The organism is Clostridium sp. BSD9I1, assembly GCF_900185645.1.
Taxonomy (GTDB): Bacteria; Bacillota; Clostridia; order Clostridiales; family Clostridiaceae; genus Clostridium_AK.
In genome coordinates, this window is sequence record NZ_FYAM01000005.1 from 33,330 (window position 1) to 51,263 (window position 17,934).

General features: G+C 31.3%; 17 protein-coding genes and 1 other annotated feature. Of the genes, 12 read left to right on the plus strand and 5 right to left on the minus strand.

Annotation, left to right across the window (positions count from 1 at the left end):
- Positions 1-164: 164 nt before the first annotated feature.
- From BSD9I1_RS02430 to BSD9I1_RS02445, 4 genes are all read left to right on the plus strand, one after another.
- Complete coding sequence (locus tag BSD9I1_RS02430) at positions 165-920, plus strand: CsxC family protein (protein ID WP_186428985.1); 756 nt, start codon at positions 165-167, stop codon at positions 918-920.
- Positions 921-1,038: 118 nt separating this feature from the next.
- Positions 1,039-1,764 carry a DUF4489 domain-containing protein gene (locus BSD9I1_RS02435; protein ID WP_186428986.1) on the plus strand — a complete coding sequence of 242 codons (726 nt, stop codon included), beginning with the start codon at positions 1,039-1,041 and terminating at the stop codon, positions 1,762-1,764.
- Positions 1,765-1,918: 154 nt separating this feature from the next.
- Positions 1,919-3,007, plus strand: a complete 1,089-nt coding sequence (locus BSD9I1_RS02440) for a hypothetical protein (RefSeq protein WP_186428987.1) — start codon at positions 1,919-1,921, stop codon at positions 3,005-3,007.
- 148 nt (positions 3,008-3,155) lie between these two features.
- The gene (locus BSD9I1_RS02445) at positions 3,156-4,091 is read left to right on the plus strand and encodes a M15 family metallopeptidase (RefSeq protein ID WP_373419335.1); all 936 of its coding nucleotides are present in this window, start codon (positions 3,156-3,158) and stop codon (positions 4,089-4,091) included.
- An 86-nt stretch (positions 4,092-4,177) separates the two neighbouring features.
- Here BSD9I1_RS02445 and BSD9I1_RS02450 read toward each other — a convergent pair whose 3' ends face one another.
- The 4 genes from BSD9I1_RS02450 to BSD9I1_RS02465 all read right to left on the minus strand — a co-directional run bounded on the left by BSD9I1_RS02450 (position 4,178) and on the right by BSD9I1_RS02465 (position 7,773).
- Positions 4,178-4,972, minus strand: a complete 795-nt coding sequence (locus BSD9I1_RS02450; RefSeq protein ID WP_186428988.1) for an ABC transporter ATP-binding protein — start codon at positions 4,970-4,972, stop codon at positions 4,178-4,180.
- Complete coding sequence (locus BSD9I1_RS02455; protein ID WP_186428989.1) at positions 4,938-5,843, minus strand: ABC transporter permease; 906 nt, start codon at positions 5,841-5,843, stop codon at positions 4,938-4,940. Before BSD9I1_RS02455 ends, BSD9I1_RS02450 begins: the two co-directional genes overlap by 35 nt.
- A 1-nt stretch (position 5,844) precedes the next feature.
- Positions 5,845-6,846: an ABC transporter substrate-binding protein gene (locus tag BSD9I1_RS02460; protein WP_186428990.1), complete on the minus strand. Its 1,002-nt coding sequence runs from the start codon at positions 6,844-6,846 to the stop codon at positions 5,845-5,847.
- Between the two features lie 510 nt (positions 6,847-7,356).
- Positions 7,357-7,773, minus strand: a complete 417-nt coding sequence (locus BSD9I1_RS02465) for a HutP family protein (RefSeq protein ID WP_035311592.1) — start codon at positions 7,771-7,773, stop codon at positions 7,357-7,359.
- 270 nt (positions 7,774-8,043) lie between these two features.
- Here BSD9I1_RS02465 and BSD9I1_RS02470 point away from each other — a divergent pair, with 270 nt between their 5' ends.
- Together BSD9I1_RS02470 and BSD9I1_RS02475 are read left to right on the plus strand one after the other, a co-directional pair.
- Complete coding sequence (locus BSD9I1_RS02470; protein WP_186428991.1) at positions 8,044-8,418, plus strand: PH domain-containing protein; 375 nt, start codon at positions 8,044-8,046, stop codon at positions 8,416-8,418.
- Positions 8,419-8,606: 188 nt separating this feature from the next.
- The gene (locus BSD9I1_RS02475; protein ID WP_186428992.1) at positions 8,607-9,284 is read left to right on the plus strand and encodes a YitT family protein; all 678 of its coding nucleotides are present in this window, start codon (positions 8,607-8,609) and stop codon (positions 9,282-9,284) included.
- A 46-nt stretch (positions 9,285-9,330) separates the two neighbouring features.
- Here BSD9I1_RS02475 and ytaF read toward each other — a convergent pair whose 3' ends face one another.
- Positions 9,331-9,960 carry a sporulation membrane protein YtaF gene (gene ytaF / locus BSD9I1_RS02480; protein WP_186428993.1) on the minus strand — a complete coding sequence of 210 codons (630 nt, stop codon included), beginning with the start codon at positions 9,958-9,960 and terminating at the stop codon, positions 9,331-9,333.
- A gap of 321 nt (positions 9,961-10,281) precedes the next feature.
- Here ytaF and BSD9I1_RS02485 point away from each other — a divergent pair, with 321 nt between their 5' ends.
- The 6 genes from BSD9I1_RS02485 to BSD9I1_RS02510 all read left to right on the plus strand — a co-directional run bounded on the left by BSD9I1_RS02485 (position 10,282) and on the right by BSD9I1_RS02510 (position 17,872).
- The gene (locus BSD9I1_RS02485) at positions 10,282-10,974 is read left to right on the plus strand and encodes a YitT family protein (protein WP_186428994.1); all 693 of its coding nucleotides are present in this window, start codon (positions 10,282-10,284) and stop codon (positions 10,972-10,974) included.
- Between the two features lie 183 nt (positions 10,975-11,157).
- Complete coding sequence (locus BSD9I1_RS02490) at positions 11,158-12,021, plus strand: methionyl aminopeptidase (RefSeq protein WP_186428995.1); 864 nt, start codon at positions 11,158-11,160, stop codon at positions 12,019-12,021.
- 110 nt (positions 12,022-12,131) lie between these two features.
- Positions 12,132-12,381 (plus strand) — a binding site (T-box leader).
- Between the two features lie 222 nt (positions 12,382-12,603).
- On the plus strand, positions 12,604-13,110 hold the full coding sequence (locus BSD9I1_RS02495) for a tryptophan transporter (RefSeq protein WP_186428996.1): 507 nt from the start codon (positions 12,604-12,606) through the stop codon (positions 13,108-13,110).
- Between the two features lie 361 nt (positions 13,111-13,471).
- Complete coding sequence (locus tag BSD9I1_RS02500) at positions 13,472-13,954, plus strand: MarR family winged helix-turn-helix transcriptional regulator (RefSeq protein ID WP_186428997.1); 483 nt, start codon at positions 13,472-13,474, stop codon at positions 13,952-13,954.
- Positions 13,955-14,042: 88 nt separating this feature from the next.
- Positions 14,043-15,770 (plus strand): ABC transporter ATP-binding protein, encoded by a 1,728-nt coding sequence (locus tag BSD9I1_RS02505; protein ID WP_186428998.1) that lies wholly within the window; start codon positions 14,043-14,045, stop codon positions 15,768-15,770.
- Complete coding sequence (locus tag BSD9I1_RS02510; RefSeq protein ID WP_186428999.1) at positions 15,767-17,872, plus strand: ABC transporter ATP-binding protein; 2,106 nt, start codon at positions 15,767-15,769, stop codon at positions 17,870-17,872. The genes BSD9I1_RS02505 and BSD9I1_RS02510 overlap by 4 nt, the downstream gene beginning before the upstream one ends.
- Positions 17,873-17,934: the final 62 nt, after the last annotated feature.

Sequence of the window (17,934 nt, forward strand, 5' to 3'; positions counted from 1 at the left end):
ATTGAATACTTAGGAATTTGTATTGGTAAGGTACAAAATTTAAGGATTTGTAGCAAATTAGTCTTCTCAGAATAATATGATAGTAGATATTAAGCTTTAAGAGCAAAAAAGTTAGACCTTAAAGTTTTAATATACTTAAGATTATAAGGAGGGGGGCTTGAGTTATGGATGAAGGAAGAGATCCAGGATGCAGACCAAGGCCAATTCCAGAGTGTGACTCACAGGTTATAAATTGTGAGACTTTGGGAGAATGTGATAGTAAATGCTATGATCCAGTTGGAATATGTGGGCCATTAGTTGCTAAGGTTCCAGTAGTACTTTCAGATGTTAAGGTACAAATAGATGTTGAAGCAGACATTAGATTAGAGGAGCCTGCTTTTGATATAAAAGCTATAGATAAAAAAGTTTGTGTAACACAATGTCACTTAGTTCCTTGCACCAATAAGTTATTTATTGGAGGATTTGTTCAAGCAAATATTCAGTACTCTACTGTAAGGTGCGTTAATGAAACAAGTATTAGTGGAGATATAAGGCATACAACAGTAAACATTCCTTTTAAATGTGTAACTAAAGTTAGGTTTGATAAGAAGCCCATATTTGGAAAGTCCTATGAAGGTGAATTAAACTCATTGGATAATAAAATGACCTGCTCAAATGATGAAGAGGAGTCTAGGATACACTTTCAAAAGTTTCATGAAAAAATCTTTTGTGAATTAGAATGGGCAAAGATTTTAGAATCAACTATTTTAAACCGTGATATAAAATGTACTGGCAGATTCAAAAGAGAAAAATGCTTTAGAGAATTTACTGAGAAAATGGTAATTTATATTAGACTTAAAGTGCTTCAAAATCAGCCAGTATATGTACCAAAGTCACGTTGGTATCCACCATATAAAGAACAATGTGAATATGAAGAATAAAAAAAACTGTAAGTTATGTAACGCTTATTTAAGTTTCTCATATATTATATTAGAAGGCTAGAAACCTTTCTAAAGTTAAAAAATTGATGAGTTAAAGATAATAAAGAGGAGGATTTTTATGAAACTATATTATGACAACAAACAATGTGACGATCAACCAAGATATCCAGCTTGTAGACCATACCCTTACAGAAGATATTGTGGATATGGAAGAGACTATGATTATGACAGAGATTATGATTATGATAGAAACCACAAAGATTGCGATAAAGATGAGAAAAAGTGTATATGCGAATGCAGAGAATGTGAAGAATGCAAGGATAAACATGAATATAGACACTGCTGCCCCAAAAACCCATGCCCATATCCAATATTATTTGAATGTGCACAGGGTACAGGTGCTAGAATAGACAGAACCATAATAGGCGGTCAAGGTGAAGGTAATACTGGAACAACTAACTTCTTCTATCCAAGATCATTAGGATGTATTACTATTGATACAACTTGCTTGAAGAATCCAGTTGTAAAATTTGATTTCTGTAGTATTATTCACTATAGATCTGGCGGAGAAAGTACTGTTCCAGTAAGATTGGTATTTGGATTATTCAAAACTTGTGATGAAGGCCAAGAAGTACCATGCGGAACTTGGGACTTTGCAATTGCTTTAGATGTAGAAGATGAACAATTAACCACATCCTTTAACTTCTGTCACTGTGAATGTAATGGCTGCCCAGGATGCTGCAAATATAGTGTTAGATTAGTTGAAGCTGTAAATGTAAATGAAGACGATATAGTAGATGTATGTAATGTAACACTTTCAGTTATAGCTAAAGCAGGATGCTAAAGATTAGATAATAGATAATAATTAATAATCTAAGATGAAAGTCGCCTTTGGGCGGCTTTCTAAAAATTATCGCATCGCAATTCAGTGGTAGGATTCATTAATTGCTATCTATTATTTATTATATATCTTTTATCAATAATTAAGGAGAGTCTATATGTCAAAGAAACATAGACATAGACGAAGATGTGAAGAGGAATTAGAGCTTATACCTCGAAACAATATGCTCCCACAAAATCCACCTCAAGGAGTAGAAGACTCATCCCTAATGTTTATAGGGTTACTTGAAATGTTAGGCAGTCAATTTAATCTTTTTGGTAATAACAAAGAAAATAATAATAAAGATTTATCAAGTAATGTACAGACAGAAGATGAGAATGATGCATTTAATGTTTATGAAGAAGAGCAGGAGGTGTTGAATACCGAAGTAGATGATAATATTGAACATAATATTAAAAATATAGTAGAAGATGTAGAATATGAAGTTAAGGAAAATATTGTAGAGGATATTGACGATAACAATGTAGCGGATATATATAATATAGAAGATACGGAAGATAAATATAACGCAGATAATATAAACAGTACTGAGAATATAGAAGAGATAGATAATAATTTAGATGAAACAAGTGATATCAATGACATAGAGCTTACAGAAAAACAGGTTACTGTACACTGTAAAGCTAAAGTTTCTAATAATACAGTATTAGAATGCTGCTCGAGCAAAAACATAAAGTCAAAATTTATTAAAGAACCAGTGGTTTGCAAACTTCCAGTTATAATATCTCAAATTGAAATTCCAATTTGTATAGAAACATTAACAAAGTTTAATGAACCAGCTTTTAAAATAATAGATGTTAATAAAGAGGTGTTTTTAGAAAGCTGTAATCTAATAAATAATTCAAATAAGCTTTTTATAAAAGGATTTATAAGAGAAAATATAACATACTCAAATATAAACTCTGCAACAGATTATGCAGTAAGTGGTAATGTGAAAAATTTGGAAATAGATATTCCGTTTAAATGCTCTACTAAAGTTTGTTTTAATAGCTCTCCTGTTTCAAACAATAAAATTTACTGTAAAATGGACAGCACCAATATATTAGAAACTATGAGTCAAGAGGAATTGAAAGATGTAAAAAATACATTACCTAAAACACACACATTCAAAGAAGTAAGAAAGAAGATTATATTAAATTTGGGACTTAGCTTATTACAAGAACAATATGTGTTTATTGATAAATAAAAGGATTTTGCCATGCAAAATCCTTTTATTTATATCTGAAAAATACTGCAATTTTTTATTTTACATAGAATTTATAGATAATGGTAAGGATATATATTAATTAGTAATCATTAATTGAGATGGAGGTAAAAAAATGAGATGTAAGCTCATGAAAAATATGTCTCTATATATAGCCTTATTTTGTACATTATGTTTATTAGCATATGGAAAACAACCTTTAGATAAAAATAATGCCTTTGCAAGCTCTATAGAGAATACATATGAAGCTACAATGAAGCAGGACATATTATCACTTATGATGGCTTATCCTGAATATATTGTAGGCGTAGAAACAAGAGAAAATGAAAAGGTATATTTGATTATGAAGTCTGGAAAGAGAATTATATATGATGATAAAGCTGTAAAGAGTTTTGAACAAAAATTAGCTAATCCAGATTTACAAGATATGATGGAACAACAATATCCTTTAACACCCATTAAGAATTTAATGCCTAAAAATGAAGACCCTGGCCGTGGCAGAGTATATAGTTTGCTTTCGGAAGTCTACGGTGGATCAAGAAATAAAGTGGAGTCTAACCTTGTAAATGTCAATGTTGGTAAGTATTCTAGATTTAATAAGAATAATGAGGCGGCAGAGGAATTAAAAAAAGTTATGCAGGAGCTTATACCTATAGCTCAAAAAAATTCTAAAGTTGCAGCAAGTTTATTTCCAAGTAGTGGAACATATAATTATAGAATAATCTCTGGAACAGGCAGATTAAGTCCTCATGCCTTTGGAATTGCAATTGATTTAGCAAGAGACAATAGGGATTACTGGCAGTGGGCATCTGAAAAGCAGGGGGCAGAAAGAATAGCCTCTTACCCTCAAGAAATTGTAGATGTTTTTGAAAAACATAATTTTGTTTGGGGAGGGAAATGGTATCATTTTGATATATTACATTTTGAATATAGACCTGAAATTATATTAAAAGCCAGATATTTTGGAAATAAAGATATAAGCAGAAAGGCATGGTATGAAGGAGCGCCGCTTGAAGATTCAAGTGTGAAGGAATATATTAAGAAAATTGAAGAGGGAATAAAGTAGTAAAAAAGAATTATGGATTAAAAAGGATGAGAAGAAAGTTTTACTTAGATAAAATTTTCTTCTCATCCTAGTGTTTGTACATATAACTATGAGAAAAGTGTTCTATCGCTTAAAACACCTTTGTCAGCAACATTTTTAAAGTAGTCTAAAAGTGATTCAGTGGTGAGATTTTTCTTTTCATCTCCATGGATATCAAGTATTATTTTCCCTCTATGAAGCATTATAAGTCTATTTCCAAGGCTTATTGCATCATTTAGATCATGAGTTATCATTAAAGTGGTCATTTTATTTTCATTTACAATTTGAGAAGTAAGTTCTAGTACTTTAGATGACATTGAAGGATCAAGGGCTGCAGTATGCTCGTCTAAAAGCATTAGTGAAGGCTTTGAAAGACTAGCCATAACAAGAGATAACGCTTGCCTTTGGCCTCCAGATAAGGCTCCTACCTTTACATCTAGCTTTTCTTCAAGACCCAATGAGTATTCTTTCAATAACTCTTTAAATAAATTTCTTTCCTTTTTAGTAGCTCCAAAGGATAGTCCAAATTTGGTTCCTTTACTATAGGCCATAGACAAGTTTTCTAAAACCGTCATTGAAGGAGATACGCCACTTGATGGATTTTGAAAAACTCTACCAATGAACTTAGTTCTTTTATACTCAGGGAGCGTTGTTATATCCCTCTCATTAAGGGTGATTTCGCCTTCATCAAGTTCAGTATTTCCTGATATTATATTTAATAGTGTAGATTTTCCTGCACCGTTACTTCCTATTATAGTAATAAAATCACCATCGTTTATAGTTAAAGATAAATTATCAAATAATACGCTCTCATTTACAGTACCTTTGTTAAATATCTTGGATAGATTTCGTATTCGTAACAACTTGACTACCTCCTTTTTTAACTAAGGGTTTTAATGATTTTTTAGGATTGGCTTGATATAATGCTAAAATCACTATAACTATTACTGAACTTATTAATTTTAAATCTGTAGGAGGAAGTCCTAGTTTTAAGGCTAAGGCTATAATTGCTTTATAAACCATAGCGCCTATGATTGCTAAGGTTGTGCCTGTGATAAAGTTAAAGTGCTTTAACAGTGCTTCGCCAAGGATTATAGAGGCAAGACCAGTTACAATCATACCGCCACCCATACCGATATCTGCAAAACCTTGATGTTGTGCAAGTATGGAACCTGATAAGGCTACTATACCATTGGAAAGCATAAGGCCTAATATTTTCATTGAATCAATATCTACCCCTAAAGAAGTAACTAGTTGATGATTATCTCCTGTTGCCTTTAGTAAAAATCCTAATTTAGTTTTTAAGAATATATCTAATGTTAGTTTTACAATTAAGGCTACAGCTAAGATAATCAATACTTTTGGTACTGAGTTATTAAATATTATGGATTGATTGAAAAGAGGAATATTTGGCTTTGACATAATTCTAAGATTTATTGAATAAAGGCCTATCATAACCAAAATTCCAGATAATAAATTTGTTATTTTTAATTTAACATGCAAAACTCCAGTTGCAAGACCTCCAAACATACCAAAGAATAGTGCAGCTAGGGTAGCTAAATAAGGATTTACACCTTTTAAAAGTAGTGCAGAGGTTATAGCTGCTCCTAGTGGAAAAGTACCATCTACTGATAAGTCAGGAAAGTCCAATATTTTATAAGTTATATAAACACCCTGGGCCATGATTGCAAATATTAGGCCCTGCTCTAAAACGCTTATCCAAAAACTTGACATATTAATTACCTCCTATGATTACTGCATTTTCCTTTAGTTTGGAAGGTATAGATATTCCTAAGGCTTTTGAAGTTTTTTCATTTACAGCAACTTCTAAATCTTTTAGATGCTCAATAGGCATATCACTTGGCTTTTTACCATTTAAAACATCTACAGCCATAAGACCCGTTTCATATCCTAATTTGTAGTAATCAATTCCTCTTGTAGCTAAAGCTCCATTTTCTACATGAGCCTTTTCTCCACCAATTACGGCAATTTTCTTCTCAGTAGATTTCTGAACTATTAATGACATTGATGAAGCTACAAGGTTATCTGTTGGAGTATAAAGAACATCAATTTTTGAAAGTAGGGCATCTAATGCTGAAGCTACTTCATTTGAACTTGTGATTCCCATTGGAACTATTTCAAATGAAAAACTAGATGCTGCTTTTTTAGCTTCTTCTAATTGTTTTTCAGAATTAGCTTCGCTGGTATTATATATAAAACCTACTCTTTTAGCTTGTGGTAATAATTCTTTTATAAGGTCAAATTGATTTTTTATATCAAAGAAATCGCTAGTTCCAGTTACATTGGTTTCAGACTTTTCAAGAGATTTTGCAAGACCAGCCTTAACAGGGTCTGTAACTGCAGTTATTAATATTGGAATTTCCTTTGTGGTATTAAATGCAGCTTGGGCACTTGGCGTAGAAATTGCAAATATTAAATCTTTCTTTTGAGAAACGAAATTTTGAGCTATAGTTTGAGTTGTTGCAGTATCACCCTGAGCACTTGAAAATTCAATAGCTAAATTTTCGCCATCCTTAAAACCTTTATCAGAAAGTGCCTTGATAAATCCATTTTTAGAAGCATCTAATGCTGGATGCTCTATTATTTGGGTGATTCCAATGTTTTTAACGTTTGATTTGCTGGTGCTAGAAGGCTTAGAGGTTGTGCAACCTGCTCCTAGAAGTGTAACAGCACATAAAATTGAACATAATAATAAATTTTTTTTCTTTCCTACCATACTACCATCCTCCAATTATAATTAAATTATTATTTAATACTTAAATAGTTAAGGGAACATCTCAATAAATTGAGACTTACTGATTTATAAGAAAATCATAAATTACTATAAATAATATAAATTTTTACAATAAAAAAACTCTCACTAGGAGAGTTATATGCAACAAAACAAAGCCTAAACAAAGGCCTGATTTTCTACTATCTCCTACTTTACTACAATACTACGGTTTTTGAGAATTAATTTATTAAAAAACTTATACTACTACTACAAAACTACTAATCTACATTAAACTACAATACTACGGATATAAAAATTTAAGCTGTTTCTACTAAATTATCATGCATGATTTGCAAAAAAAGATTTTATAACAAATCACCATACCTCAATTTCTTTGAGGGTTTTCCTACCATAAACTACTAACAGCTTAATAAGATTTTATATTAAGTACTACGTGTTGTCAAGAGTATGTATAAAGTTAATTTTCGTTTAAATATATGCTTAAATTGCAGTTTATATTTCAGATATAGAGCGATGTCCAAGTCCTATTACAACTTCATTCAAATGTAATAATCCTATGCTCATGAATATACATACGCTCAAGTGCTCGCCAGATCTTGCAATTCCTATTTTTCCACCTACATTAAGACCATTTGCCTTTGATGCAACTTGTATTATAGCTTCTCTTGTGGCGCCAGCAACAGCACCATCATGAGGATGACAATCCTTTATAAGACCGTGCCTTTTTGATGCTACTAATGCTCTTTCAATTATCTTAGGTATAGAAGATATTAAATTACCACCTATATCTACAGCAACAGTAAGTATTTCTTTATCTTTAAAATCTTTAATTAACTTAGATTCATTTTCTCTTGAAGAGATTGCCATTTCAATAGATGCCTTGGCTACGTCATTACTATCCCAATTCATATTATCAACTCCAAACAACTATAGTTAATATTTAACAGCTAATGGTGAATATTTAATAAAAATGTCTTAAATAAGCTAAGATATGATTGATTTCATACTAACTATTAAATACATATAGATTATGGCACCATAAGGGAACTTTGTAAACAGTAAATTGTATATTTATTATATTATTCTAACAACATAAAAATGTGCAAATTTTTTGAATAGTAAAATTTTGATTAAATGTGTATAATGATAGTATATAGGGAAATAAAGGGGGAAAGAAAAATGACAGAAGTATCACCAAAAATTGTAGGTTTAACAGAATCAAGTGTTAATGATGGAAGAGAAGTATATGATTTTTTACTCTTAAATGATGAGATAGTAGAAAAATCATATAAATCAATTAGAGATAGACTTATATTCACAAATAAGAGGATAATTGTTATTGACGTACAGGGCATAACAAGTAGAAAAAGAGGATATATGAGCATACCTTATTCAAAGATTTCTTCATTTTCTTGCGAAAGTGGAGGGAATTTTGATATAGATGCAGAACTAAAAATTTGGGCAGCAGGTTTTGGAAAGATATATTTTGAATTTTCAATAGATACTGATATAAGACCTTTAGCTAAATTGATAAGTATGTATGTGTGTATGTGAATAAATGTATATAAATTTTAAAGAATTTATACTAAAAAATATTAATCTAAAAATTGCCTTAAACATATATAATATATATATGAATTTACAAAGAGTTTTGTGTAATACTAATATAGAAAGCATCTTAAGAAAACGAACTATGCTGATTTATAAAAAAATTAGCTATAATAAGAAAGATGGGATGCGATATGAAAAAAATAGTATTACGCACTTTAAGACTACTATTAGGATACTTAGTTTCTTCAATAGGCGTTGTGATAATTATTAATACTAATTTAGGACTTTGTCCTTGGGATGTACTAGATCATGGCATTGCGAAGGTGGGAAATATTTCAAGAGGTAAATCTCATATTGCTGTAGGCGCTATGCTTCTAGTAGCAAACGGAGTTTTAGGAGAAAGACTTGGTTGGGGAACTGTTGGAGGAATGGTATTTGTAGGTGTTTTTATGGATTTTTTAATGGGAAATAATATAATACCTATATTTGAAAGTATTTTTTTAAGATTTCTAATGCTGTTTATAGGGTTATTTATAATTGGAATTGGTACTTATTTATATATTGGAGTAGGGCTAGGAGCGGGCCCTAGAGATGGAATTATGGTGGCGCTGACAAGAAAAACTCATAAATCCGTGTGCGTAGTTAGAGGATTTATTGAAGTAACAGTACTGGCAATAGGGTATTTCTTAGGTGGATTTGTAGGTATAGGTACAGTAATAACAGCATTTGCTACAGGATGTTTTATACAACTTGCTTTTAAAATGTTTAAATTTGATGTGAAAAAGGTTAAACCAAGGTTTATAGATGACGATATAAGAGCATTAAAGAGGAAGTTTGATGAAAGAAGAAGACAGAAAAGAAAACTTTGAGTGCAAAAATATAATGATTTTTGCACTCTTGTTTTTAGAGTCAAATTTAAATAAATAACTCGTATAATCCAAGAGCTATAATGATGCATGCAGAAATTATCTCTGAGTATTTTGATAATTTATTAGAAAATATCTTTTCACCAATGTAATATCCGAATGAAATAAATACTAAACTAAAAAGTATTGAGAATATTGATGTTGTATAAATATTTAACCCTGTAATACTTGCGCCTATCCCAAAGCCAATATTATTTAAACAGAGAAGAATGCCCAATATAATAGATTCTTTAAACTCAATAGTTTTAGAGTGATTAGTATCTATTATTTCTGGACTTCTAAGTGCAGCTTCATAGCGGCAAATTTCACACATATCTTCACTTAATTCTTCTGAATTATTGTCATTATTTGCACATTTTTTTAATGAAACTATTAATAGATACAGCCCTAATAGAATTAATATGCTGCTTCCTATTATATTTGTGTACATTAATGGAATTAACTTTGTGAGTAATTTTCCCAATATCATTGCTAAAAAAGTTCCCATACCGGCAATAAAGGATACTACAAAATTATTAATTAAATTTATTTTGACTTTTTTTGCTCCATAATTAAACCCGACAATAAGACTATCGCTGCTTGAAGATATAGCAAAAAAGAGAATTGATAAAATATGCATTAAATCCCTCCGTATTAAAAATGATACAAGATTATAATATGGAGGAATTTATCAAATGTTTACTAAGCTCTATATATTTCATTTTGAAAAAGTAGTAAGAGGATACAATACTTTTAAAAAAATTCAAGATTACACCTATGTAGTTTTTTAGATTGTGATATATAAGATAATACATAATGCATAAAATGTATTGTATGATTATATGAATATATACAATATAATCATATAGAGGGTTGAAGATCAAAATAGGAAGCTTAAGTATTAGTAAAAATATATAATTTATAGTATATAGATAAAAACTTATACAGGAGGTATTAATGTTTGAAAAAGATTATATTACAAGTTTTTAGACTTTTTTTCGGACTTTTTCTCTTTGCTTTAGGTGTAGTTATGACATTAAATGCAAATATAGGAGTTGGATGTTGGGATGTTTTAAATCAAGGGATTGTGAGAAAGGTTCCTATAACTCTGGGACAAGCAAATATTGCAGTAGGAGCAGTTTTGCTTATAATAAATTGCAAGCTAGGGGAAAGAATAGGATGGTCTTCTGTTGCTAATATGATATTTATTGGAATTTTTATGGACATTCTTTTAATCAATGATTTTGTGCCTATGGTGTATGGGGGCATAGCAAGTGTTTTAATGATACTCTTAGGATTGTTTATAATTGGGATAGGAAGTTATCTTTATATTGGAGTAGGATTAGGCACAGGACCAAGGGATGGACTTATGGTTGCATTTACTAAAAGAACTAATAAATCTGTTAGGTTTATTAGAAATTCAATTGAGATATGTGTATCAATTATAGGATACATGCTGGGAGGATTTGTAGGAGTAGGAACTGTGATTATATCTTTAAGTATAGGATACTTTGTGCAATTTGCATTTAAGCTATTTAGATTTGATGTGAAAGCAGTTAAACATAGATTTATAGATGAAGATATAAAATTTTTAAAGAATAAGTTTTTTACAAGCAAAGACATTAAGAATAAGGAAATTGAGGAAAATAATTAGAGAAGGTTAACAACAATTTTAGTTTCAGGGACGATTACTAAAATAATCAATAACCGCGTACTTTGAATATCTAAAGGAATGCTATTTTGTATCAAACTTTTCCTTAACTTAAAGGGTTGACTTTGACAAGCAATATATTTCATAATAGTTGTAGGATTAAATATTTGATTGGAGATGTTCTAAATGAAAAGACCGAATAGAAATGATTTATGTTGGTGTGGTAGTGGGAAAAAGTATAAAAAGTGTCATTTCGAAGAGGATAACAAGTTATATGATTATGAAGAACAAGGATTTATAATACCTCCCCTTAATATAATAAAAACCCCAGAACAAATTGAAGGTATAAGAAAAAGTGGTAAGATCACTAATGAAATATTAGATATTGTTGGAGAGAGAATTAAAGAAGGAATAACTACTAATGAAATAGATAACTGGGTTAGTGAGTATACCATTAAAAGTGGAGGGATTGCAGCCCCATTAAATTATTTTGGCTTCACTAAAAGTGTATGTACCTCTATAAATAATGTTATATGTCACGGTATACCAGAGGATAGAGTTTTAAAAAATGGTGATATTATTAATGTAGATGTAAGTACTATACTAAACGGATATTATTCTGATGCAAGTAGAATGTTTATAGTAGGAGAAACAAGTGAAAAAGCTGTTAAACTTGTAGAAGCAGCAAAGGAAGCTTTATATATAGGAATTAATGCAGTAAAACCTTATGGGGATCTTAATGATGTAGGAAGAGCTATAGAAAGTTACTGTAATAAACTAGGTTACTCTGTAGTAAGAGATTTAGGTGGTCATGGAGTAGGTTTAAAATTTCATGAAGAGCCTCATGTTGATCATTTTGCAAGACCTGGTAAGGGAGTACTTTTGTTGCCTGGAATGGTATTCACCATAGAACCTATGATAAACGAAGGCAGCTATGAATGTGTTACACTTGAAGATGGTTGGACTGTAATTACTAAGGATGGTTCACTATCAGCTCAATGGGAACACACTATAGCTGTTACAAAGGATGGAGTAGAAATATTGGTGTAGTTCGGTTTGCTATTCTAAAATTTGTAGATGTTAATGATTTAAAATAGCATTGACAATATTTATATAAAGTGGTAAGATGGTAAAAAGTTAAACGTAAATAATTTGTTTTAATAAATTCATTGAAGTGGAAGAGTAGCTATATTGCCTAGTTTCAGAGAGTTGAGGATGGTGGAATCTCAATACGATGTCATGTAGTGAATGGACCATTTAGAAGTAAGCCGAAAGTTTAAGCGAAATCTTAAATTAGTAGTACTTAACGGAGGCCACCCGTTATAGTGGATAGGACATGTTAGTGTCTGATTGAGAGATATGCTTTTGCATAATTTAGGTGGTACCGCGAATAATACCTTCGCCCTAATTTTTTTAGGGTGAGGGTTTTTTTATTTTCTAAAATATTAAATGAAACATCTCAATTAGTTGAGATGTGATGATTTACAACGAAATTAAAAATTTTTATAAATCATGTATAAATGATGTAAGGAGGTGAGTACTATGGTTTGAAATGAAGATATATCTGATTGGCATTGGTTAATTTATAAAAAAACTATAAGATTTTATGAAATATTTAGGGGGTTATTTATTATGAATTTAAAAAAAATTATTATCAATTCACTTCTTTTAGCCATAGGTTTGATTTTACATCAAGTTGCTCCACCGCTTTTATTTGGGATGAAGCCTGATATTTTGCTTACTATGATGTTTATAACTATACTTATTAGTAAAGATTATAAACTTGCTGTAATTATTAGCATTGCATCAGGAATACTTACTGCTGCAACTACCACCTTTCCAGGAGGACAAATTCCAAATGTTATAGATAAATTAGTTACTGGACAAATTGTATACTTGATGTTTAAAATTACAGATAAAAAGTTAAATAATCAATTTCAGATGGCATTAGTTTCAGTTATAGGAACAGTAATTAGTGGTACTATTTTTCTAGGAAGTGCATTTTATATCTTTGGATTACCAGCTCCGTTTTCAATTTTAATGTATACAGTAGTGCTTCCTGCAACTATAGTTAACACTTTAGTTGGAGTGATACTTTATAATTCTATTCAATTAGCATTAAAGAGAACGGCTTATTAGAAAAATTGGGACGGTGAACAACAAATTTTAATTTTAAAGGGATGGTTATTGTAATTACAATAACCATCCCTTTTTAGCATAGCAAAACATACCAAAAATAAAAACTAAACAATGCATTTGTTGGGAACCATCTCTGCTTATCTTAATGTTTCCACAAGTTGGGGATTAACAACTTTATAAATCAATTGAATTGTTAGTTGGCTAATAATTTTTTGCATATGTATTTTTTGTTAAATACAATAATATAGTTGACTAAGGAGTAAGTCGGTGCTAAACTAATTACTTAGTCGGCTAATTTAAATTTAAGCTTGTATAGGTATTTAGGCATATTGAGGATTTGTTAACATAGGAGGAATTAAAAATGGAGGATTTTAAAAAGGATTCATTATATCATGTGTTTTCTCAGGTGATGAAGCTTCACTTTCATCGTGTACATTCTTTATTAAATACAATTGATATATACCCTGGCCAGCCACCCATGCTTTTTGCACTACATATTAAGGACGGGCAGAGTCAAAAAGAACTTGCTGAAAAGCTTAGGGTTAAACCTGCTACAATTACAGTTATGCTGAAAAGAATGGAAAATGCAGGGCTTTTAGAACGCAGGCCCGATGAAAATGACCAAAGAATATCTAGAGCATATTTCACAGATAAGGGTCGAGAAGCTTATGAAACGGTTCATGGACTAATGAAGATTATAGAATCAGAGTGCTTTGAAAATTTTACTATAGAAGAAAAAATACTGCTTAAAAGGCTTCTAATGCAGATGAAGGATAATTTAGAAGATAAAGTGGGAAGGGTTAACAACCATTGTATGGAAAAGCAAGAAAATGAGGATAGTTAACCACTAGTGCAAATTAGTAAAAGTATTACATTGGCATGCAACCATAATTATTTGATGTTATTGATTAGTTTAAAGGAGATGAAAATTTATGATTAAATTGTTTAGGTTTTTGAAGCCTTACAAAAGATATGTAGCTATGGTTTTGATTCTTTTATTTCTTCAGTCCATGGCTGAACTTTACTTACCTACATTAATGTCAGACATTGTTGATACAGGTATAGTTAAAGGGGATACAGATTACATTTTGAAAATTGGAGGATTTATGCTTCTTGTAGCATTTGCAAGTGCTATATGTGTAATTTTATCAAGCTTTTTATCATCCAAAGTTGCTACAGCATTTGGTAGAGATATTAGAAGAGAGGTTTTTGTTAAAGGAGAGAGGTTCTCACTTCATGAGTTTGATAAAATAGGAACTTCATCTATGATTACAAGAACTACAAATGATGTTACACAAATTCAGCAAGTTACAGTTATGATAATGCGTATGATGGTTAGTGCTCCTATAATGGCCATTGGTGGAATTATTATGGCTTTATCAAAGGATAAAAAGTTATCCTTAGTGCTTGCAGTTGCAATTCCACTACTTGGATTAGTTATATTTTTAGTAGCAAAAAAGGCAGTGCCTTTATTTAAAGTAATGCAAAAAAAAGTTGATAAGATAAATCTTGTACTTCGTGAAAACTTAATAGGAATTAGGGTGATTCGTGCCTTTAATCGTATTGAAGATGAGAAAGAGCGTTTTGAAGAGGTAAGTTATGACTTTACTACAACTGCTATTAAAGTAAATAAGATGATGTCAGTTGTTATGCCTGTTATGATGATAATAATGAATTTTACAAGCATTGCAATTATTTGGTTTGGTGGTCTTCGTATTGATACTGGAGATATACAAGTTGGAGATATGATGGCTTTTTTACAATATGCTATGCAAATTATGTTTTCTTTCCTTATGGTTGCAATAATGTTTGTTATGATACCTCGTGCAGAGGCTTCAGCGGTTAGAATTAATGAAGTGCTAGATATTGATCCAGAAATTACTGATACTAAAAATCCTAGAAATACTGATGGTAGAAAGGGATATGTAGAATTTAAGGATGTTACCTTTAGCTACCCAGGAGCAGAGCAGCCAGCCATAAAGGATATTTCCTTTAGTGTAAATCCAGGAGAAACAACTGCAATAATTGGGGGTACAGGTTCTGGTAAATCAACACTTATAAATCTTATTCCGCGTTTTTATGATATCCAAAGTGGAAAAATTTTAGTTGATGGTGTGGATATTCGAGAAATGTCTCAAGAGAATCTTAGAAAAAAGATAGGATTTGTGCCACAAAAGGCAGTGCTGTTTACTGGAACTATTAGTGAAAATATTAAATATGGTAAGGAAGATGCAACAGAAGATGAAATAAAGCATGCAGCTGAAGTTTCTCAAGCCTCTGAATTTGTAAATAACATGAAAGAGGGATATGATGCTGTAATTGCCCAAGGTGGTAACAATGTGTCTGGTGGACAAAAACAGAGATTATCCATTGCACGTGCTCTTATAAGAAGACCGGAAATATATATATTTGATGATAGTTTTTCAGCTCTTGATTTTAAAACTGATGCAAAGCTTAGGGGCGCCCTAAAGGGAGAAACTAAGGAATCAACGGTAATTATAGTTGCTCAAAGAGTAAGTACTGTAATGGATGCAGATAGAATTATAGTTTTAGATGAAGGCAGAATTGCAGGAATTGGGACTCATAGAGAGCTTTTAAAATCTTGTGAAGTTTATAAAGAAATTGTATCTTCACAGCTTAGTGAGGAGGAATTAGCATGAGTGAAAATAAAGGACAAAAACTAGGGAGGCCAGGAAGGGGACCAGGACACGGCGGTGGTCCCATGGGAGCACCTGTAGAAAAGGCAAAAGACTTCAAAGGAACGCTAAAAAGACTTATGAAGTATTTAATGCCAAGGAAGTTTAATCTTATAATAGTATTTATAACAGCAATTATAAGTACAATTTTTAGTATTGTAGGTCCTAAAATTATGGGTAATGCTACAACCAAGTTATTTGAAGGCCTGATGGCTAAAGGGAAATATGCCATGGATTTATTTAAGCCTGAAAATATAGTAAATACTTTAAAGATGCCGGATTTGCCGGAGTCTCTTAGAAAAATGATAACTGGAGCCATGGCCAATCCAGAAGCGGCTAAAGGGACAGCAGCTCCTAAGGTAGACGTTACAAATATCGACCCAGAACTTTGGACATTTATTAGTAAACATGGTCCTAAAATAGACTTCGACTATATTGGGAAGATAATTTTAATACTTATAGGACTCTATTTAATCAGTGCTTTATTCAGTTATATTCAGCAATATATCATGGCAGGAGTTGCACAAAATACTGTTTTTGATATGCGTAAAGATGTAAATGAAAAGCTTAATAAATTGCCACTTAAGTACTTTGATTCCCGTACTCATGGAGAAATATTAAGCAGAGTAACCAATGATTTAGATACAGTTGCATCAACTCTTCAGCAGAGTTTAACACAATTTATTACATCTATTGTAACTATTGTTGGAGTAATAGTTATGATGTTAACTATAAGCCCAATGCTTACTTTAGTTACTATTACAACATTACCGCTTTCTGTACTAGTTACAATACTTATAGCTAAAAAGTCTCAAAATTATTTTAAAGAACAGCAAAAGGCTTTAGGAGAGCTTAATGGACACGTAGAAGAAATGTATACTGGTCATAAAATAGTAAAGGTATTTGGACATGAAGAAAAGGCTATAAATGAATTCAATGAAATAAATGAAAGACTTTATAATGTAGGTTGGAAGGCTCAATTTATTTCAGGTATAATAATGCCTATGATGAATTTTATAAATAATATTGGTTATGTTTTAGTATCTGTAGTTGGAGGTATATTTGTAACTAATGGAAAAATTACAGTAGGAAACATTCAGGCATTTATTCAATACTCAAGACAATTTGGTCAGCCGATAGTTCAAACTGCAAATATAGCAAACATTTTACAATCCACTGTAGCAGCAGCAGAACGTGTTTTTGAAATATTGGATGAAGTTGAGGAAATGCCTGATGAAGAGAATGCTAAGATAATTGACCTTAAAAACAATGAAATAAAAGAGAAAAATTTAAATAATGGGGAACTTAACGTAGTAGGAGAATTAAAGGGCGGCGTTAAGTTTGAAGGAGTTAAGTTTGGATATAAAGAAACTGTAACACTGATGGAAAATATGAATATAGATGTAAAGTCTGGCCAAACCGTTGCAATAGTAGGGCCGACTGGAGCGGGAAAAACTACTCTTGTAAATTTACTTATGAGATTTTACGAAATTCAAGGTGGCAAAATTTTAATTGATGGAGTAGATATAAAAGATTTTAAACGTGGAGATTTAAGAAGCATGTTTGGAATGGTACTTCAAGATACTTGGTTATTTACAGGTTCTATAAAGGATAATATAGCCTATAGCCGTAAAGATGCAACCTTTGAAGATGTAGTTAGAGCTGCAAAAGCTGCTCATGCAGATCATTTTATTAGAACGCTACCTGAAGGTTATGACACAATATTAAATGAAGAAGCTTCTAATATTTCACAAGGTCAAAAACAGCTTCTGACTATTGCTCGTGTAATACTTGCAGATCCTTCAATATTAATACTTGATGAAGCAACATCAAGCGTTGATACAAGAACAGAAGTACAAATACAAAAGGCTATGAATAGCTTAATGCAGGGAAGAACAAGCTTTGTTATTGCACATAGATTATCAACAATTCGTGATGCAGATTTAATACTTGTTATGAACAACGGAACTATCATTGAGCAAGGTAATCATCATGAGCTTTTAGAGAATGGCGGATTTTACGCTGATCTTTATAATAGCCAATTCTCAGCTGCCAGCGGAGAATAGAGAATATTAATAACAATTAAATGATTAACAAAGAGTGATATGCACTGATATAGTTTGACATG